Origin of the sequence: Mesorhizobium sp., from assembly GCF_004962245.1 — a bacterium.
Classification (GTDB): Bacteria; Pseudomonadota; Alphaproteobacteria; order Rhizobiales; family Rhizobiaceae; genus Mesorhizobium.
This window is the reverse complement of sequence record NZ_SUHQ01000006.1, coordinates 112,333-131,367: the sequence shown is the minus strand read 5'-3', so window position 1 is coordinate 131,367 and position 19,035 is coordinate 112,333. Positions and strand designations below refer to the sequence as shown.

General features: G+C 62.1%; 17 protein-coding genes. 2 read left to right on the top strand and 15 right to left on the bottom strand.

Features of this window, described 5'->3' with window-relative positions:
- Positions 1–6: 6 nt before the first annotated feature.
- Both E5X88_RS08675 and E5X88_RS08670 read left to right on the top strand, forming a co-directional pair.
- Entirely contained in the window at positions 7–435 is a 429-nt protein-coding gene (locus tag E5X88_RS08675; RefSeq protein ID WP_292160308.1) for a DUF6484 domain-containing protein, read from the top strand.
- On the top strand, positions 435–1,523 hold the full coding sequence (locus E5X88_RS08670) for a HEAT repeat domain-containing protein (RefSeq protein WP_292160305.1): 1,089 nt from the start codon (positions 435–437) through the stop codon (positions 1,521–1,523). Before E5X88_RS08675 ends, E5X88_RS08670 begins: the two co-directional genes overlap by 1 nt.
- A gap of 41 nt (positions 1,524–1,564) precedes the next feature.
- Here the strand turns inward: E5X88_RS08670 and E5X88_RS08665 are convergent, their stop codons facing one another.
- From E5X88_RS08665 to tssD, 15 genes are all read right to left on the bottom strand, one after another.
- The gene (locus E5X88_RS08665) at positions 1,565–2,467 is read right to left on the bottom strand and encodes a type VI immunity family protein (RefSeq protein ID WP_292160304.1); all 903 of its coding nucleotides are present in this window, start codon (positions 2,465–2,467) and stop codon (positions 1,565–1,567) included.
- Positions 2,464–2,979 carry an SMI1/KNR4 family protein gene (locus tag E5X88_RS08660; RefSeq protein WP_292160302.1) on the bottom strand — a complete coding sequence of 172 codons (516 nt, stop codon included), beginning with the start codon at positions 2,977–2,979 and terminating at the stop codon, positions 2,464–2,466. Before E5X88_RS08660 ends, E5X88_RS08665 begins: the two co-directional genes overlap by 4 nt.
- Positions 2,980–3,000: 21 nt before the next feature.
- A complete protein-coding gene (locus E5X88_RS08655) occupies positions 3,001–3,969 on the bottom strand; it encodes a DUF4150 domain-containing protein (RefSeq protein WP_097574973.1) in 969 nt (322 codons plus the stop codon).
- A complete protein-coding gene (locus E5X88_RS08650; protein ID WP_292160297.1) occupies positions 3,969–5,027 on the bottom strand; it encodes a beta-ketoacyl synthase N-terminal-like domain-containing protein in 1,059 nt (352 codons plus the stop codon). Before E5X88_RS08650 ends, E5X88_RS08655 begins: the two co-directional genes overlap by 1 nt.
- Positions 5,024–6,082 carry a DUF2169 domain-containing protein gene (locus tag E5X88_RS08645; RefSeq protein ID WP_292160295.1) on the bottom strand — a complete coding sequence of 353 codons (1,059 nt, stop codon included), beginning with the start codon at positions 6,080–6,082 and terminating at the stop codon, positions 5,024–5,026. The genes E5X88_RS08650 and E5X88_RS08645 overlap by 4 nt, the downstream gene beginning before the upstream one ends.
- Before the next feature lie 120 nt (positions 6,083–6,202).
- Positions 6,203–6,745, bottom strand: a complete 543-nt coding sequence (tagF, locus tag E5X88_RS08640) for a type VI secretion system-associated protein TagF (protein WP_292160293.1) — start codon at positions 6,743–6,745, stop codon at positions 6,203–6,205.
- Positions 6,727–10,263 (bottom strand): type VI secretion system membrane subunit TssM, encoded by a 3,537-nt coding sequence (gene tssM, locus E5X88_RS08635; protein ID WP_292160291.1) that lies wholly within the window; start codon positions 10,261–10,263, stop codon positions 6,727–6,729. The genes tagF and tssM overlap by 19 nt, the downstream gene beginning before the upstream one ends.
- A gap of 1 nt (position 10,264) precedes the next feature.
- Positions 10,265–11,587, bottom strand: coding sequence for a type IVB secretion system protein IcmH/DotU (gene icmH, locus E5X88_RS08630; RefSeq protein ID WP_292160289.1), 1,323 nt, complete (start codon positions 11,585–11,587; stop codon positions 10,265–10,267).
- Positions 11,588–11,591: 4 nt separating this feature from the next.
- The gene (gene tssK / locus E5X88_RS08625; RefSeq protein ID WP_292160286.1) at positions 11,592–12,926 is read right to left on the bottom strand and encodes a type VI secretion system baseplate subunit TssK; all 1,335 of its coding nucleotides are present in this window, start codon (positions 12,924–12,926) and stop codon (positions 11,592–11,594) included.
- A gap of 39 nt (positions 12,927–12,965) precedes the next feature.
- A complete protein-coding gene (tssJ, locus tag E5X88_RS08620; RefSeq protein ID WP_292160284.1) occupies positions 12,966–13,418 on the bottom strand; it encodes a type VI secretion system lipoprotein TssJ in 453 nt (150 codons plus the stop codon).
- Between the two features lie 3 nt (positions 13,419–13,421).
- On the bottom strand, positions 13,422–14,882 hold the full coding sequence (gene tagH, locus E5X88_RS08615; protein WP_292160282.1) for a type VI secretion system-associated FHA domain protein TagH: 1,461 nt from the start codon (positions 14,880–14,882) through the stop codon (positions 13,422–13,424).
- Entirely contained in the window at positions 14,879–15,964 is a 1,086-nt protein-coding gene (gene tssG / locus E5X88_RS08610; RefSeq protein ID WP_292160279.1) for a type VI secretion system baseplate subunit TssG, read from the bottom strand. Before tssG ends, tagH begins: the two co-directional genes overlap by 4 nt.
- A complete protein-coding gene (tssF, locus tag E5X88_RS08605) occupies positions 15,928–17,802 on the bottom strand; it encodes a type VI secretion system baseplate subunit TssF (RefSeq protein ID WP_292160278.1) in 1,875 nt (624 codons plus the stop codon). Before tssF ends, tssG begins: the two co-directional genes overlap by 37 nt.
- Before the next feature lies 1 nt (position 17,803).
- A complete protein-coding gene (tssE, locus tag E5X88_RS08600) occupies positions 17,804–18,559 on the bottom strand; it encodes a type VI secretion system baseplate subunit TssE (protein ID WP_292160555.1) in 756 nt (251 codons plus the stop codon).
- Positions 18,546–19,001: a type VI secretion system tube protein TssD gene (gene tssD, locus E5X88_RS08595; protein ID WP_145722234.1), complete on the bottom strand. Its 456-nt coding sequence runs from the start codon at positions 18,999–19,001 to the stop codon at positions 18,546–18,548. Before tssD ends, tssE begins: the two co-directional genes overlap by 14 nt.
- Between the last annotated feature and the right edge of the window lie 34 nt (positions 19,002–19,035).

Here is a 19,035-nt window from a genome sequence, read left to right as displayed (position 1 = left end):
GCAGCGATGGGCGACGTTCGCGAACGCATTGACGGTGTGGTGATCGGCATTTTTCTCGGTTTCGACGACGACGCATCGCCACTGGTGGTATTTCCCGGCAACCCGGAAGAGACAGCCTTGCCGGCTCGCAGCCTGACCGAACTGACATCCGATATGATCGGCTCCGAAGTGGCTTTGCTGTTTCAAGAGGGCGACGCCATGAGGCCTCTGATCGTCGGCCGTATCGTCGAGCCGGCGCGCAAGACCGCCGCCCCGCACCTCGTGCGCGACGGCGAGTGCGTTCGCATCATCGGCGAAGAGCGCATCGAACTGCGCTGCGGCAAGGCAACGATCCTCATGGAAAAAGACGGCCGCATCACCATTCGTGGCACCTTTGTCACCAGCCAGGCGAGCGCCGCCAATCGTATCCGTGGCGGCTCGATCGATCTCAACTGATGTCGGCCGCAACCCGAAATCAAAAATCGAAAGGCGCACCGGAACGGCCAATAGTCCCGGATGTCGTCAGGCAGCATGTCGAGCAGGCGGCGTTCTTCTGGGCACAGCGCGACACGTTGATGATGGACGATCCCCCTGACCTTCATGTGGTCGCTGGGGTCGACAGGCGGCTGGAAGCCAACCTCGATGGTTTGCGTATCGCCGGACCGGCCGCCTGGCCGTTCGTCGTCGCAGCACATGAGGACTTCCCCGAAAAGGGCGAACTGTTCCTCTATGCATGGATGGCGATCGAGCAGAATGACGGCCTCCATGTATCCAAGGTTGTCGAACTCGGTCGCCAAAGCGAGGACAACGCACGTGGATTGGTCGGCGCGCTGGCATGGCACAAGCCCGGAACGATCGCCGCGGAAGTGCGGGACTGGATCGGCGCGCAGGACGCGTTCAAGCGATTTCTAGGCGTATCGGCTTGCCTCGAGCATGGCGTCGATCCGAAGCAGATGCTGGCGCGACTTGTCCGCGATCGGGATGCGCGCGTTCGCGCCGTCAGCCTGCGCCTCGCTGGAAAGCTGAGGCGAGCTGATCTTGCTAAGGAATTGCGGGCGGCGCTGGAGGATGGCGAAGACCAACCAAGGTTCTGGGCCGCCTGGGCGTTGGCTGAACTCGGTTCTGGCGATCTGGCCATTCCCGAGCTGCGGAAGGTGGCGGTCGCCGGCGGTCCCGACGCAATGACGGCTCTGCGCGCGGCGGTCAGGGCTGCGCCCGATAAGGACGTGCGCGCCTGGATGGGGGGTTTACTCAAATCGCCTGAAACCGCGCCCTTGGCGGTGCGCGGCGCCGGAATGCTGGGCGACCGTACCCTCCTGCACTGGCTGATCCATCAGATGCGCAATCCGGCACTTGCGGCTGCGGCCGGCAGCGCGCTGCTGGAACTGTTTCCGGAGGCGCGCGAGGCCGACCTGTTCACAACCGAGCCGAGCCAGGTTGGCCAGGATTTTGAGGATCACTTCGGGGATGAGGTCGCGAAAGTGCCGTTCGCCGACAAGGTGAAGGCATGGGGCAACGCCGGCGGCTGGCTGGCGACGTCCTGATAAGAACTGCCCGCCAAATCGATGCTGCCAAGGGCAGGAGGCTAGTCAGGCGTAAATCTGTGTAGCCATTGCACCGAATTCTCATCGGTCCACCGGTTCCCGCCAAAGGAGCCGTGTTTCACGATCTGTGCCGGCAGTAGCGCTCTGGCGAGCCTTGCCTCAGGCCGAAAATCCTCACGTCGGTTGAGATCGATGAGTGCCGCACGAGGCCGGGTTTGATACATCGCGCCTGTCGGAAGTTCCCGATAGGCATGCGCGGCCCGGCTCGCTGCCGGGTGCAGGTCGGGAAATTCCTGCAGGATCGAGGTGCCCAGGAGCGTAAGCCAGGATATGCATTTGAAGCGGTTGGCGAGCCAGTTGACCGTTACGTCCTGGTTCCAGGCCTCCACGCCCCAATACCTCTGGCATACGGAATACATATGGTCGAACGCTTCGACATCGTCAGGCCAAGGCTGAAGCACATACCCGCACGTTCCGCTTGTGAAGGGAGCCATGGCCGCGACCTCCAGCACAAAGGCCTGGATTTCGTCCTGATCGCAGTCGTGCGGGAATTCGAAGCGACAGAAGCTCGACTTGTTGGGCTCGCTTACCGGTTTGTAGCTGTGGAAGACAAACAGAAATGCGCCGAGCGATTTGTCGTCATCGAAGGCGTAGCCCCACTCCAGCGTCCTGTACAAATCCGGGATATATTCCTCCAGAAATCTGCGATGCGCGTCCTCATTGAATTCTTCGATGAACGAGTCCGACCATGTCGCCAAGTATCTGCGCATTCTTTTGCCGAAGCGCGACATGTATAGATCGTAGATGCGCCTGACGTAGACGATTTCAATCGCGCGACTGAAATAGAGAATGAAAACCAGCTTGAGTTCCCAGCGTGGAATTTTCTCGCCGAAACGCGTTTCGACCTTGAAGAAAGTGTTCGACGATCGCAGGCTTGGGCTCATCGCGTCAGACCTTTTCGGTCTGCCTTGTGGCGCGCAATGTCCTTCTCGAGTTCGGCCTTTCGCGACTCGAGATAGGCCACGAAGTCCTGGTGCTCCTGGCGGATGCCGCCGGAATCGATGTCGACAACATCGATTTTACCTTTCCTGCTGGCCCTGAAGGCGACGGAATGAGCATCGTTGTCGGCCTGGCAGAAAATAAAAATCTCACCCTCACTGAACATCTCCGCGTCGACAAAAAGCTCGTCCATTTCGGGGTTGTCGAGAATGTGTTTGGTAGACAGCAAGAAAACATTCGGTGCATCGAAATTGTCGATACCGTCATGCGTCCGCAACAGGTTCAGGTAATCATCCGGGAGAGGGTGACGCCAAAGCTTTTTCAGCTTGTTGATATCCTGTTCGTCCGCCCCCGGCCTGAACACAGGCTCTCGCTTGATCCTGAAAAAAGATCGATGTTCAATGGCTCGCTCGGCTATCTGTTTTACGAGCGAAAGTACGGTCTCATCATTGGACATGGAGTTTCTCCTCACTAGAGATCATGCATCCGGGGGGCCGTCCGGACACTTGCAACTCGGATGCGCGCGTATCGGCAAGCCATCATGGTCGCCGGAGTTATCGCGGTTGTACCTGCCCATGGCGGCTCCAATCGTCGTGTTCACCCGCGTATTCAGCATCTTGAAGTTGCGCATGCTGGCGAGCGGGCCGCCCAGGGCCGCATCATGCAGATGATCGGCATTGAATGGAGCGCTTGACCCGCCTTCTGTCGGGTTTGCGGGCCTGGGGTCCATCGCGTTCCATTCCTCGGCCGCGCATGGGTGCGCGAATTGACTTTCCATTTTGTTTTTCTTGTCGGCGGCACGCGCGGTAAAGCGCTCAGTATACGTCGCCTTGTACGAATCATAATCGGATTGGCTATAGTCTACCCTGCGCAGGGATTTTCCCTTGGGGGTGCTTACACCGCGGTTTAGCCGTGCACGGTCAAGAGACGCCACCTTTGCGCAAAGTTGTTTGCACATGCACGGCGTCCATTTTTTCTTGCCGCGCTTCTTCATTTTCTTGTCGCAGCGGATGTTCAGCATGAAGCAATCGGTTGCTTTAAGCGGGTCGACATCTCCGGCTAGGTTCACCGTGTTCTTGTCGTTGTGGAACTTCTTGTCGGTGTGACGGCATGTGTTCTTGCCATCCATTTTGACATCGAAGGAATAGGTGATCCAGTCGGTCGCCTTCTTGAAGACATTCGACTTGACGCCGCCGACCGTACCCGGCTCGTCGCCTGAACTCATTCCATACTGCGAGCCCTTGATAGCGATCATCTTGCCGCCCTTGGCAAAGACCGTCGTGGTGCCATCCTTGAGCGTGCTCTGGTTGGCGATATTGGGGTAGGGCAAGGGGATCGGGCCGCCCGGACTCGGGGTCTTGCAGACGTCGGGAATAGTAGCGATCGAAAGGCCGATCGTGCCCTTGTAGGTCAGGCCCAGATTGTTGACGACGATATGAGTGGTCATCAGCCGGCCTTTCTCGGGCCGCCGAGCAATACGCCCGCCCGTGCGCCGTTTTCGGAGCTTGCCCAGATCAGCGATAGCGGGCCAGGCTGGTAACCGCGCGCTTCCGCTTCTGTGATCAGGCTGACGAAGAGAAGACCCGACGCCGCGCCGACATCGCCCCAGCAATCGGCAGGGGTCTCGAAATCGGCAGCATCCTTGAAGCGGCTGGGATTGCGGATGACCGCGAACCCATACTCGTTGCCGCGATAGCGCTCGCCGTTCATGTCGCAGATGATGCGATCGACCTTGTCGATAGGCGCGTCCTGGAAAAGAAAGCGGAAGGCCGCGCCCAGGCCTTCGCCCAGCACGACAGTCTCCGTCTTGATTCTGTTTTCCTCGCTCGCAATCGAAGTGCCGACGATTTCCAACAGTGGACGAAGCCCGTGGGCGCGCGCCACGCCAAGCGTTGTTAGCAAGGCAAACCCCGCCGCTTCACCCGGGCAGAAACCATATGTCGTGGTGTCCGAATGAAGCTGCTCGTTTTCGTCGAGCCATTCCAGCGTTTCCGGCTCGAGATAGGTGTCGACGCCGCCGGCAAGACAGAATTTGGCCCTGCCGTCACGCAGCGATTTGCAAGCGTGATAGATCGCAAGGAGGCCCCCGGCATGGCCGCCCGCGGTCGAGCCGCCGCCTTCCAGGACGATATGCTCCCCCAGGTGTTTGCGCAGCCGCGAATCGACCTGGGCGGCGAAACCATCCGGCTGGCCGGGTCGAGGCTCGCCGGTGGACAGGATGAGCGTTACCGCAGCGGTGGCGCCCGACTCCAAAAAGGGCCGTAGCGCGTCGAGCGCCGGCGATGCTGCAATGTCGACGGCCCGGTCGACCCCGCGCAGATCGACATCGATGCCGATATCGCGGGTCACCTTCATCCGCTCGCCGAACCGATCGATCATGTAGGGATGGTCCTGAATGGCGGAGATTCCGGCGCGAACCGCCGCGGCACTCGAGGCCGCGTCGAAACCCAGCGGCGTACGCGCGCCCACACCGACGACAACAATCGTGTCTGCCTTGGCCATCATTCGTCTTCGTCCGCCAGCCAGACGCCGGTCGCCGCGATTGTTGGTGAAATGCCGGTACGCTCGCGGACGCTAAGGTTCGTCATCTTCAGGCGCTCCTCGTCGTAAGGCACTGCCAGGGTCGACATCCACGTGATCGAGAACTGCCTGAGATCGGGCTTGATACGCAGCGTATGGATGGTGGCTTCGCCGTTCTTGCGATCCGGGCGGTTGTAAAATTCGGTGGTCATGTCGAAGGTGATGCGAGGCAGGAGAAACTGCAGGAAGCCATCCGCGGTGAAATTGCCAAGCCGAACATCTTCATAGCCGATCAGCGGTGTCTTGGTCTGTTGATCCTCTGGAGCGCACTGGTAATACATGCGGCTGAAATCTCGGGGCAAAAGCGGGTCGCGCGTCTTCTCCCATTCCTCGCCATAGGTTCCGGCATATTTCATCCGCGGCTGCCAGTGCCGTGCCACCGGACCGAATCCGGCCGGCTTGCCGCTTCTGTGGTCGCGATAGGGCGCATCTGGATACTCGAGGTTAGGCGCGATTTTGCCAATCAGCCGCTGCGGATCGACTGTAAAGCCCGTACCGACCGGATTGCGCTGGTCCCAGTTCGGCGTCGATGCTTCCATATCCGTGCCACCGTAGGTCCGGCGCCAGCTGATCGGCATCTTCTTGAATGGTTCCGCCCGGCTCATCCTGACCGACACCGGGCCCGGCATGAACACGCGGTCGCCCATTACCTTGATGGTCTTGTCGACGTCGCCGACTTTTATGCGCGCAGCGCTCTCGATGTTGGGACTGCCGCCAGGCGCATAGACGTGTCCTTCGACCAGAATGTCGGTGTGCTTTTTCTCCAGGTTGAGGTCCGTCTCGTCGAGAAGCTCATTCGGGTCCGATCCGTATACGGGCGCCAGGTTCACCGGCGTCTGGTCCTTCAGGAGCCGCTGTTTGCCGTCGGGATCAATCTCGAACGACGCTTTGATCGCGATCAGCCAGACCTCATGTCCGTGCTCATCACGCGTCCAGCTTTCTTGGGCGGCAAATGGCGTCTCGTTGGACAGTATCCACATCTGGAACCACGCATCCTTACGTGATGGTGAAACGGCGAGCCTTCAACTGTCTTGGAAATAACCTGCCGACGCGGCATCCGTGTCCGTACCAGCTATTAGATGTCGTCAAATTCGCATGCATCAGCTGGTCTCCCAACTGGCTGCAAAGATCTGTTCAACCGTTTTTTGCGGCGCCTGCGGATCGATGTCGAAAATGTCGGAGCGGGCAGTCCACATCACCATGTCGTCGATAATGTCTCCGTCCTGCTCGACCGGCGGCACCGGCAGTGCGGCCAAAGCGGTATCCAGTTCGTCAGGCGTCAGCTCGCCGTGTTGGGCTGCGATGGCAGCCTCTTCGATCCTGGAAAACCACGCATCGGCGCGAGCTAGCTGAACGGAAGCGTCAGGAAGCTGCGCGACGACACTCAGCGGAAACTGCCTGCCGACCCTGTCGGCGCTCTGCAGAACAATACCTGCCGATGCGCCGAAAGCCGCCGGACCCGCCAGGAAGCGTAGCGCCATATCGCGCGGCCAGGCCTCCGAGCCGATCAGCGGCACGAGATGCTGCGCCAGCCAGCGGTCCCAGACGCGGACAAAATCCCCCGGCAGTCGCCGCGTGACGAAATCGCCGGTGGCGGGCATTTTGCCGTAAAAGCCGGGCAGGATCATATCTGCGGTGGACATGAGAATTTCTTGAACATCTCCAGGTTGTAGGGGTTCTCGACGCTTGCCGCCTTAAGTTGGAAATCGGCGTACATGCCTTTCGTGCCCAGTCGCAGGCTGTAGACATCCGTCAGCGAGGTGCCGGTGAAGCGGCCACTGCGCAGCATCCTCAGCCACGCCCAGCTGCCGGTTTCGTTGAGCATGATTTCGGGCGAGCCGTCGATCGGCTGGAAGGCGAGCGAGATGACGCCGGTGCCGTCCTTGCCGGGCCAGGTCATCGGCTGCGGCCGCGTTGCGTTGTTGTAGTAGACGAGGTTCTGGCCGTCGAGATTGAGCGTCACGCGCGTGACGTTGGGCGACAGGTCCTTGGGTTCGAGCGTGAAGCTCATCACCGGGCCTGTGCCGCCTGGAAAGAGATCGTCTCGGATGCGCCTCGCCTGTTCGAATGCCGCCAGAGCCGCCGGGTCCAGGCCAAAGTCAGCGCGCCATTTCCATGGCTGGCTGGCTGTGTCGACATAGCTGATCAGGTGGTCGTTGATGAAGGCGTCGATCATCCCGGCCGGCCCGAACAGCCGGGCGAAATCGCGGACATTGACGTCGACCGCGCTTTCGGGGCTGAACGGATAGCGATCGTTCAGCGCCGCCTGGCAGAACGGCAGGATGTCGGCGCGCCAGATGGCGTTAAGCTCGGAGGTGACCGCCTTCTGTGTCAGGCCGCTGGTGTCGCCGGCGATGCCGCCGAGCCAGTCGTCGATTGGATCGGGCAGGATCTGCGCTTGCCTGGCGACCGCTCCCGTCAACTCGGCGAGACCGCCCTGCTTCTTGATGGCGTCCTGAGGGTCGGGATTGGCCGTGACCGTCTGCAGCACGTTCGAAAGCGCCGTCAGAGCCACCACCGCGGCATCGAGTGCCGGCGGCTGGCCGTCAACCTCGGCGATTGCGCCCTTGAGCGGCTTGAAGTGTTCGGCCACCAGGCTGCCGGTAAGGTCCACCTCGTCGGCGGAGCCTGCGCGTGGCAGCAGTTTTGCCCCTGTCTTCACGATCTTTCCCAGCTTCCCCAGCTTGCCGAGCAGTTTCGAGCCGCCCTTGGCCGCTGCCTTGTTATCGGCTGGTGCTTCATCGGATCGGGTAAGCTCGGTCTCCTGAACGACCGCCGTAAGCAGGCGTTTCAGCGCGGAGTCGGCGCTCGAAAGATCCTTGAGGTTCTCGCTGGCGATGTTGAGGTCGGACAATGGCGCGAGCCTCATATCGCGCAGAAAACTGTCCCATTGCGCGATATAGTCTTCGTAGTAGAGTTTCAGAATATCCTCCGACAGCGCCGAGACAGAGGTTTCGGAGTTTTCCGAACAGCCCCCGGCGAAGACCGCTCGATCCAGCGCCGCCTGCGCGGCGACGTCCTCGACCCGGTCAAGAATGGCATCGTGGAACCCGGAATAGGTGAACGCGCCCGAAATGCCGACGCGCAGCGTCTTGTCGGAACGCCGCGCAAAAACCTTGGCGCCGTTGGGACCGGCGAAATTCGCGGGGATCCATTCCTTGAGTTCGGCCACCGCCGGGTCGGCCAGCAACTGCCTGTAGGCACGTGCCGGCAACGAGATCGTGCAGACGGTTTTCAGCGCCTCGGCAACCAGCGCCTGATCCGGGGCGGTGTAGCTGTCGTCGACCGCCATACGGCGGATCGCGGCAAGCTGATGCTCTTCCGCGTCAGTGGTCGGAAAGGGCGCCGCCGGCGCGAATTCGGGCAAGTCGTTGACCCACCAGTTCTGGACGAAATCGGCATCCATCTGCGACAGGCCCGTCATCATGCGATAGGTCTTCAGTGCCCCGAGCATGAAATCAGGATCGCGGATCTGCCGCCACATCGTCGCCTCGAGCAGAGCCACCATGTGCGGCTCGAGAATGTTGCGCAGAGCGTGGTCGTAAGTGTCGGCCTGCGCCCGCAGCAGTTCCGACGAGGCCGATGGCCCCAGCAGATCCTGGGCACTGCTCGGCGGTGCCGTTCGGGCATTTACGACCTCAGCCATCGCATTGAGCGCGCCATCGATGGCAGGCTGCTCCACCGATGCCGGGCTTGCGGCTGCCGCGGTTAGCGGCGCCTGCAGCGCCTCGAACTGACTTGCCTGCGCCGTGATCGCATTGCGGTTGTCAAAGTAGGACCAGGTGAACACCCCGCCGGCCAACAGGGCCACGGCGGTACATGCGGCGGCGGCGCCGCGCCAGATCCAGGCGCGGCGGCGCTGCGCCAGCGGGTCGAATGTCCCCAGGCCTGCTTCCCTGAAGATGACCTCGGTCAGCAGATTCTTCAGGAAGAAGCTGCGTTTTTCAACGCGCGGCGCCGGCATGGCCCGGCGCGGCGGAAGACCGAAGGATGAAGACAGCGCCGCCGTCAGCCGGTCGATGGGCGCGCCTTCCTGGGTTGCTGACGTCAGATAGAGGCCGCGCAGCCACGCAGCTTCTTCGTACCTGCTTTCGCCGAACATTGCCTCGATCAGCACCTGGATCGGCTCGGACAGGCTTGTGAGCTGGGCAGGGAATCTGAATATCTCGGCGCGGGTGGCGAGTTTGTCCTCGTCCTCCAGGCGCGGCACCAGCCGCCGCTCGAGCTCCGTCGCAAGGGTGGCGATTTCCCGCTCTATGGTCTTCGCGTCCACACGCGCATCCAGCGCGAAGGTCGTCCCCCACACCTGTTCGCGCGAGGCCGTCGACAGGCCACCGAAGAAAGCCTCGAAACCCTTGATCAGATCGGCCTTGGTCAGCATCAGATAGACCGGAAGTCGGATTTCGAGCCGGTCGTTGAGCTCTGCCAGCCGACGACGAATCTTGCGGCCATGAGCCTTGATGGCCTCGTCGCCCTCGGAAAGTACGTCGATCGACAACGCGACGATCACGCCGTTCAGTGCCCGGCGGCCGCGGTGCTTTTTCAGCAGGTCGAGGAAGCCCAGCCATTCCGCCGCATCGACGTCGGGCTGGCTCTCCTGCTGCACATAGCGGCCCGCCGTGTCGATCAGAACCGCGTTCTCAGAAAAAAACCAGTCGCAGTTGCGCGTGCCGCCAACCCCCTGCAGGTCGTCGGTGAGATCGATCGGAAAGTTCAGGCCGGACTGGCGCAAAGCCGTGGTCTTACCGGTGGCCGGCGGCCCAACGATCACGTACCAGGGCATCTCGCGCAGGAACTTGCGTCCGCCTAGTTTGCGGCGCTTCAATTCGGCCATCACCTCGGCGAACTTGGCACCGACGGCGGCGACGTTCTCTTCGCCGGGGCTCAGCGGTTTCTCAACTGCTGGCGCTGCGATTTCGGCGACGAACATGCGATTGGCCCGGATCGCCCGGCGCTGCGCGACGATCAGCCAGATCAGCCAGAAGATGACCAGCAGCGCAATGATGACGATGCGCACATTTTCCGAGGCGAAGGGTTCGTAAGCACCGACCCTGACGATCGGGCCGAACACCCAGATAACCAGAGAGAGCAGCGCGATGCCGATCAGCGTCCAGAGCCAGCGCGATGTCAGAACCGCCCAGAGGAAGCGCAGGATGAACATCTCACAGCCTCTTTTCGACCAGCACCTCGACGCGGCGGTTCAAGGCCCGGCCCTCGCGCGTGCTGTCGTCGGCCACTGGATCGGTAGCTGCACGTCCTTCGGAACGAATGCGGTCCTGCGGCACGCCGTTCTGAACCAGTATGTCGGCAATGGTCGCCGCGCGCGCTTCGGACAGCCGCTGGTTGGTGGAAAGCGGATTGGACCTTTGCAAAGGAACACTGTCCGTATGGCCGACCACCGTGATGTTTCCGATCAGTTCCTGATTGGCCAGGATCACTTTGGCGATTGAACCGATCAGCGGTTCGAAGCCTTCCGTCAGTTTCGGCCGCGACGACTGGAACAGTTCGGGGTTGGAAGCCTGGATGATCAGCCTGGCCAGCGAAACGCTCTCGGTGCCACGGAGCGCGGCTTTGAGATTTGCTGGCGCTCCGGCCTGAAATTCGGGCAGCAGCGCGAAATCGACCGGCTCTGGCGGCGGCGCGTCGACTTGTGGCGACGTGCGGCTGATATCGCCGCGCGTGGGCGGCGGCAGCGCGCGAACGAGCGCGGAAAGCTCGACCGCCTGACTGCTCAGTCCCATCGACAGCCCGAGATGGATTGCAGTGGCGATAACCGCCGCACCGAGCGCCATCACCCAGATCGGAACGATGAAGCGCTGCGGCTCGTCGGATGCGATCACGCCTTTCCAGTTCGGCGACAGCGGCGCGCCGTCGGCGTCGGCATCGCGCAGGAAGCGCGCAGCAGCAACGCGAACGGCATTGAGCGAGCGGTCGCCCGACCGGCCGGGCACACGGTATTTGCCGCGGAAGCCGAGCGCCAGGCAATGATATTGCAGTTCCAGCAGTTCGCGATCCCGGTTCGGATGGCGCTCCAGTTCGTCGAGACGCGTGAAGAACTGCGTGCCGGCATCGACATCGCCTCGAAGCATGACCACAAGCGGCTGGCGCGGCCATGCGCTGGCACCGCCCCATGGTGTGTTCAAGGCCAGGTCGTCGAGCAACGCCGCCACCACCCAGGCTGCTTGGTCGGCGCGCTCAAGCGAGGATCCCGCCGACATTGCCGCGTCGCGTGCCCGAACCAGCTCATCGAGCAACCGGGTGCGCAGAGCTTCCGGGTTTTCCGGTGGCAGCGCGCTTTCAAGCTCGGGCGCGAACTCGAGCAAGGGTGCGAATGCGTTGACAAGTGTGTTGGGATGCGAACGCGACCGTTTCACCGGCGCGCCCGACAAGAGTGGCGTCATCGGTCGCGGCATCGGCGAGCCGGTCAGCCGTATGCGAGTGCGTTCACGATCCTCCGACAGTCCGAAAGGATCATCCCGGCTCATGGTCTCACCTGTTTACCGAGTAGCAGTCCACCTGCGGCTCGCTCGGCAGTACGCCCGACACGCCAATGACGAAGCCGGGGGCATCGAGCAGCGAGGCCCAGTGCTCGCTTTTCTGATCCAGCTCAAGGCATAGCCGATCGCCGTCGTAGGGGATTTCGCGGGGCTGGGAATGAAGCGGTTTCAGCGGAATGCCGGGGAGACGGGATTTCCACAGGCCCTCGAACTGATCGGCCGAACCGACAGTCGCCTGGTTGACGAAAATCTTGCGCAAGGCGTCTTCCGACAACTCGGACCCGACGCGGATGACGATCCGGCTGGCCACCAGCAGCTTCGGGTTGTCGATGCGGATTTTCCAGACATTGGTCGAATGCCGCATGACGGGCAGTGCGCGTGATTTGGGCTCGATGTAACGCAGGCTCAGGATGAGTGAGCGCAAGGCGTCGGCCAGCGCCGAATATGCGGGGCCGGGCGCCATGTGATCGTAGGCGGGCAACTCGCTCAGCCGTCGCGCGCTCGAGCCATAGGTCGCCATTGAACCGGCAAGACCGGCAAGCTCCAGATAAAGCTCGGCCGGATGGAAAACATCCTGCGCCAGCATGTGGGCCAGTCGCGGACGCGCCGCATTGGCGAGGTTGAGCATCAACAGGTCTTCGACGCTGCGCCCTGGCCCGCCCATGACCATTTTGCCGTGCGCCTCAGCGATTTGGTCGAGGCCGGTGACAACTTCCAAAAGCAACTGCCGGTACCAGGCCACCGCTCCGGTAACCAGTGTCGGCGGCAGGAACGTCTCATCCAGGGAGACGCCGCCATCGGCTCGGACCCCTTTGATGTCGGCTATTGGCAGGGCGGTATAGCCGCCAACCGATTTTCCGGGTGCAAGCAGCAGCGCCTGCGGGCGGGCGATTTCGATTTCTTCGGGATCTGAACCGCCCTGGACGGCGTCGCGAACCGAAACGATCCGGCCATGATAGCGTGCGCCGGTGGATGCGGCATGCGCCGGGTCGAAGCCGACACCGCCAGGAGGCTCGAGCGGCAGTGCGACCAGCACCGGTCCGGCACCCGTATCGGCGGTGACGGGCAGCGGTCGTGGCGCGTCCATCATGTCTGGAATGGAGAAGGGGGTTCCATCCGGAAAAATGCCCCGTGCGGACAGTATGGAGACCTGGCCGGCATCAAGCATTGCCTGGTCCAGCGTCAGTTGCTGAAAGCCGAACGTATGCAGTTGCCCGGCCTGCAACGCGCCGCGCACGGTCGCCTCGAAAAAACGATCCTGCTGCTGAAAATGCTGGGTCCGGAGAAACAGGCCTTCGGACCACAGCACCCTGTTTGCTTCGCTCATGCCGCTACTCTCTGCATTGAGCACCTCTTACCCTGGCCGCTAGGCGGAAATGCCGCCACTGCCAAGCGTGACGTTGACGGTAAACTTCGATCCCGGCGACACCGACTTGGTTGTACGCCAGTTCCGGCCGCCAGGCTCGCGAACGAGGGCAACGAAGCCCAGCGCAGCCGCGTCCGGCTCGACCGTGATGGTTTTGGATGCGGTCTTTCCCGGTCCGACGGAGATCTGGTCGGATCCAATGAGATCGCCTGCGAGTGCGGAGCCGGCATCCCCCTGCAGCGCGAAATAGTCGGCCGAATTGAACTTGCCGGTGCTGCGCAGCCGCATCACAAGGACCGTCACGGGCCGGTCGCCGCCACCTGGTCCCGGGTTCATGCCGGCTGCGCCGGTCATGTTGATCGTGATCGCCGATGGTTTTGGCGGACCGCTTTGACAAGCCGCAAGCAGCCCCGTTGCGCCCAGAGCAACGATGAATTCGCGCCGATCGATCATTTTTCACTCCTCCTCATATGCATCCCGAAAATCAGCGCCGATTTCGCCAAGGAAGCTTGATTCCGCACTCTGGGCGATTTCACGATGGCGTTTCTGGTATAGCTCCCACAGCTTGGCGCTGCGCCCGCCCGAAAGCAGGGTGCCGATCGCGGAGCTCGATTTCAGCTCTTCCTCGATCGCTGCCGGGTCAAAACGGTCAATCATCCGCCGCAAGGCGGACTGCAGGCCTCGCCAGGCGCGCACGTGATGTTGCGCGAGATCGCGGATCGCGTCCGCGATTGCCGCTTCGCCGGCCAGAAATCCGGGGCTGCGCTCCGCGATAATGGTCACGATGGCGTCGTCGACCGTCGGCAGAAACTTGAGCGGATTGACTTCAGAGGCCCCAACCACCGTCTGGGCGACGCGAGCGTTTCCCTTTTCCTCGGCCCGCTTGCGCAGCAGCTGCATCAGGCCTTCCATCATGAGCCGATATTCGCGACCAAACTTCTCCATCTCCGCGACACTGTCGCGTCCGGGAAAATCGGCCTCCTCAATGCCCATGCCACGCAAGAACGCGGTACGAAGCGCGGTGTTCATCTGTTGCGCCGCTGCCAGGGAGGCGGCGGGTTTGGGAGCAGTGCCCGCACGCGGCGGGGAGGGGATATCTGCCGCGTGGCCAGGCAAATCCCAGGGATTGGCCGGCTGCGGTCTTCCGGCGATGTGTTTTCGCTGATCGGTCGAGCCGGCGCCGTTTCTCAAATCAGGCGGTGCGGCCGGCCCGAAACCGAAGTCATCGAATTCGGATGACTTTCCCGAAGCGGCCTCGGTTTCACCGTTGCGGGAAGGCACCGGATCGAGGCTGAATGGGTCTGCGGGGCCTGGCTCACCACGTGGTTCGGAGTAGGCAGCGCCTTTCGGCGCAGGCGTTGATACCGGGTCGAGGCTGAACGGGTCGTCGAAGGCAGGCGAACTGCGCTGGTTGGCCCGCTCGAACGCTCCTGGAATTGGCTGCTCGAACGGATTCGGCAGATCGGCGGGACGCGGTCCTCGTGGCTCTTCTTCGACCGTGGCTGAAAAGAAGTCATCGCGACCGATGCTTACCGGCGCTCGTGATGCCGGCGGCGACCGTTCCGGGACCGATTGGCTGGCTGCCGGTGCTTGAGCGACCGGCGTCTGCAGGTCGACGCATACGATGTAGTCGCCCAGCCTCAGCCGCATGCCGTTTTGAAGACGGATCGACGCGCCAGCGCCGAGCGGGCTGTCGGAGTCGTTTATAAACAACCCGCTGCTTGATGTGTCGGTGACGAAATAGCCATCCCGCCCGCCGGTGATCCTGCAATGGGCGCGTGAAACGAACATGTCGGGATCGTCGATCTGCCAGCCCGCTTCCGCGCTGCGGCCGATCACCAGCTCACCCTCGTCCAGCCGGGTCTGCCGGACCGCCTGGGTGCGTGGCCCTTGCTCCAGCGTCAGCAGCAGACTCATGCCGCGACCCCCGCCATTTCCGGCCGCCATCCGACAATTGTCCGCAGCCGCATATCGTCAGCATCGCCCCTTTCAGCGGGCCGCGCAAGCCAGGTCGTTCGGCCGAGCTGTACCGCCCCGATACGGGGCTGCGGCACGGCTTCTCGCGCGAGCACGATCCGCAGATCGACGTCGAGCGATTCCCCCACCATGTCGCGAACGGCCTGTTTGAACATTTTCAGACGTTGACCGCCCGGCAGGAACGCCTTGAACTCCTCATACCCCAGCGGGCCGACACGGAGTTCGATCCTGCTGTGGCGGCTGAAGACGCGCGGGCCGATCGTCGCCCCGCGCCCCAGCACTGCGAACGCTCTGGCAAGACGGGTCTGGAGCGTCGCCGGTATGGTCATCCAGGTGGCAACGAACTCCTTGATCTGGACCGGCACCTTGAACGCTTCCGCCAGGAACAGTGTCAGCCGCTCCGGACCGTCGACCTGGCTGGCGAGCGATGCTGCCTGGCGAAGCTTCACGGCGTCGAGATCGGGATTGTGGGTGCCAGGAAGTCCGATTCCCGCCATGGCTTCAAGCATGGCTCTTACGCGGCCGCCGACCGCACGTTCGACCTGTACTGCCGGATGCGCATCCGCCCAGGCCCGATAGTACAGCGCGATCATGCGGTGCTGAAGGATATTGACGAAGTCCACGAACGTCGTGTCGCTGGTCTGCTGGCCGTCAGCGCCGGTGAACCAGCGCTGCGACAGACGATCGAGCACCCAGCGTGTCAAATGAAGCGGCATCGGGCCTTCCGGCCCCATCAGCCCGAGATTTGCAACCGTGACCCGGGCCGGCGCCCCTTCTTTCCCCGGCGTCTTAACCGTGGCTTCGCGGAACTCAACCACGTCCTTGGCGGAAAAGCTAAGACGCACATGCTGCCCAAGCCTTGCCGGCTCGCGATCCGCGTGGCCTGAATAGCCGAACAGCCCGCCCCTCCGTTCGAGCCGGCGCAACAGTTCGAAGAAGTCGAATGTGTCAGATAGCCCTTCGACCCGGTCCAGGTCGAATTTGTCTAGATCAGGTAGCGATTGCCGGGCGTCATCGGCCATAGCACATCCTCCTGCTTCTGCAGCAGCCGCGTGCGGGTCCGCACAAAGCCGTTTATTCCGGCGTGACGGGCAAACAGCCGTGCAAGCAAGGCTGAAAGCAGCAATGTGCTTTGCCCGGCCAGGACCGACTGGTCCACATGCAACGTCACTTCCGTGCCCCGTCCGAAGCACATCGGCCCATCGATCTGCAGCCGTTCGATGACCGACCGCGAGTCGACGCGAACGATCGAATGCACATTGCGGGCGAGACTCGGATCTCCCCGGTCGGCATAGAGATCGAGCAGCGCATGCAGCGGATCGACACCGCGACCCTCCTTGGCAAGGCTGAGAAAGTTGAGCGCCAGCTGCGCCACAAGCCGCCAGGCGAGATTGTCGGCTCGGGATTCGCCTTCGGCGCCCGCGGGCAGGGCGGCCGGGATGGCCGGCTGGGGCGGACGCAACGCACCGAGAAGCCGGACCGTTTCGACAGGGTCGCCTGTCTCCAGCGTCAAGGTTGGGGTGTCGTCGAGGATCGGCAGATCGCGGTTGGTGCAAAGCGCCATGATATCGACACGCTTCAGCGGCCGGTTCGCCGGGCTTCCGACCGGCCGTGAAATCGAAAGGAAGACGTCGTCTCCGGTGTATGAGGTGCGGGTCAATCCGTCGCGCCGCTCATCTTCGGTGGCCCGGCGAGGGCGCCGTTCGGTGGAATAGACCCAGCCGCTGCTGCGGTTTTGCCCCAGGCTGAAGAGCTCCGGAATTTCGGCGTCGGTGCCCTCCGTGTCGGCGTCCTCGACGCGGGTCACCCGATAGATTTCGAAGTCCCGCGCCCGCGTGCGGTCGGCATGCAGCACGTTCCGCGTTCGGCGGGGGTCAAGCTCGATGACGTTGCAGTCACGCTCGAAGAGGTTGATGATCGGCGTTGCAAAAAGTTCGAAATCAGCCGGTGTCACATCGGCAAGTTCGGGCACCGGACGCCGGAACATGAAGATGATCTCGATCCCGGCTTCGCATCTGCGCACGACCGGTTGCAGTCCTGAGACCCGCACGTAGTGAAAGCGCTCGGGCATCATGAAATATTCGCGCAGCAGACGGTAGCCTTCGAATGTCGGACGGGTACGAGGCATCAATGCCTCGTCGTCGCTGATGCCGACCATTTCGGGTTCCGGCAAAGGCGATAGCGGATTGGCCTTGCCCTCCGCTCGTGCACCAACGGCCGAGCAGGCGCCGAAAATCGCGTCAAACAGCAATGGCGCCTTGGTGCGCCCGGCAAAATGGAGATCAAGCCGGTCGAGCGCCAGTTCGTCGAGCTTGCCTTTTCCGGTCCGAGCCAGCGTGATACGCAGCGCCGCCTCGCCGCTCACGCCACCGATCGGCTTTATGCCGGCCGCTGCCAGCCCGCTGCGATCCTGGAAGTAGCTGACCGACGTGATTGTTATCGGCCACAGCGTCATGTCCTGCGCGGTGGTGAATGTGCAGCGCGTCGACAGGCCGGGTTGCAGACTGGACACCAGCCGCGTGTTCCGCTTGACGACATGGCCGGCAATCATCGATTGGACCTGCTGGCCGGGTTTCAGCACTGCCATCGCTGTTGCCGGCGCTGGTGTAACCAGATCGGGATACAGGACATCCAGGACGCTGCGTGAAAACCGCGAACGCTCGGCATCGACCTTCAACCGGGTGCGGGCAGCGAGGAAAGCGACGCCGTCGAGCAGCCGCTCGACATATGGATCCGGGCAGGGGACCGTATCGAGCGAAAGATTGCGCGCCACCGCCGGATGCATGTCTGCAAATTCGGCCGCGAGTCCGCGGATATGGGTCAGTTCCTCCTCGTAATATTCTACGAAGACCCGATCCATCTCAGGTGTCCCTAAATTCGGTCCGGGCCAAGCCGTTATCGAGATTGATTGTGGTGCGCAGGCGCATGCGTTCCGGCGTCGGCGTCATGATCAGCACAGCGTCTATCTCGATCTTCAGGCCCACGCTCTTGTCACCAAGGGTCACCGTTACCTTTGTTGCGCTTTCTTTGAGACGTGGCTCGAACGTGGCAAGGATCGAGCGGATCTCGCGCGCCAGGGTCTCGCGATCAAAGTCTCGGGACGAGCGGCCCGAGAAGGAAGGCACGCCGTAGTTGACCACACTTCGGCGCACTTCCGGAAAGTCGGCAAGCGATGGCGGATTGTCTGCAGCCTGTTCGCTTTCGAGATCGGAAAGAAGCGGAACAGCTTCGAAACGCTCGGTGTTGAACAAGGCCTCGATGTCGCGCCGCACGGCCTCCCTGAGGACCCGGGCCGATACAACCACGCCGCGGCTTTCGATCTCCGCGCGGTGTTGGGTCTGAAAGACCAGGCGGTGCAGACGCCGCTTCTGATCGGACGTCAGCTCCGCATCGGCGTCGATGAGCCGCGCACTGCCCGCAACGAAGGCTTCCAGTCGGTCCGCGCCAAGCTCGTCCTGTAAGGTTTGGCGCAGACCGTCTATCTCGGAAGTCAGGCCCGGCAGGTCATTGACGAGGCGATCCCAAAGAGAGGGCTGGACCGCTTCGCGTTTCGCTCGCGAACTGCCGGTGAGCTGTAGCTTGTCGGCGCCGGGCCGCCGCGCCTCACTTGCCGACATAGACATCCATTTCGATTTCGTCATCCTTGTCATAGACGAACTTGATCTTCTTGTAGGCGAAGCTGACCTCCTCCTCGATCAGGTCTTCCTCGTCCTCGGCCTGCGACATGTCGTATTCCATGATCGAGGCGTCGGTCAGGGTAACGACCAGATAGTCGCTGGTCTCCCCATCGATGGTCCGGCGGGCGGAGAACACAACTTCGTCCAGCGCCTTGTTGTCGAACAGCGCCTTTTTCAGATAGGGCGAGGACTTGTCATAGTGCTTGGTGAACTTGATCATCCCCAGGGACACACGACCGCGGCGTGAAAGCGAATTCGGATCGTACGGCGCGACTATCTTGTAATCGACCCCATGGACTTCGATTTCATCCTCGTGGCCGTCTCGAACGCTTGGACCTTTGATATCCGGAACCTTTAGAAAACCATCAATTTTCACTGGCATTGTCTTTCTCCACCGCTTTTAAACAGAACAAGGT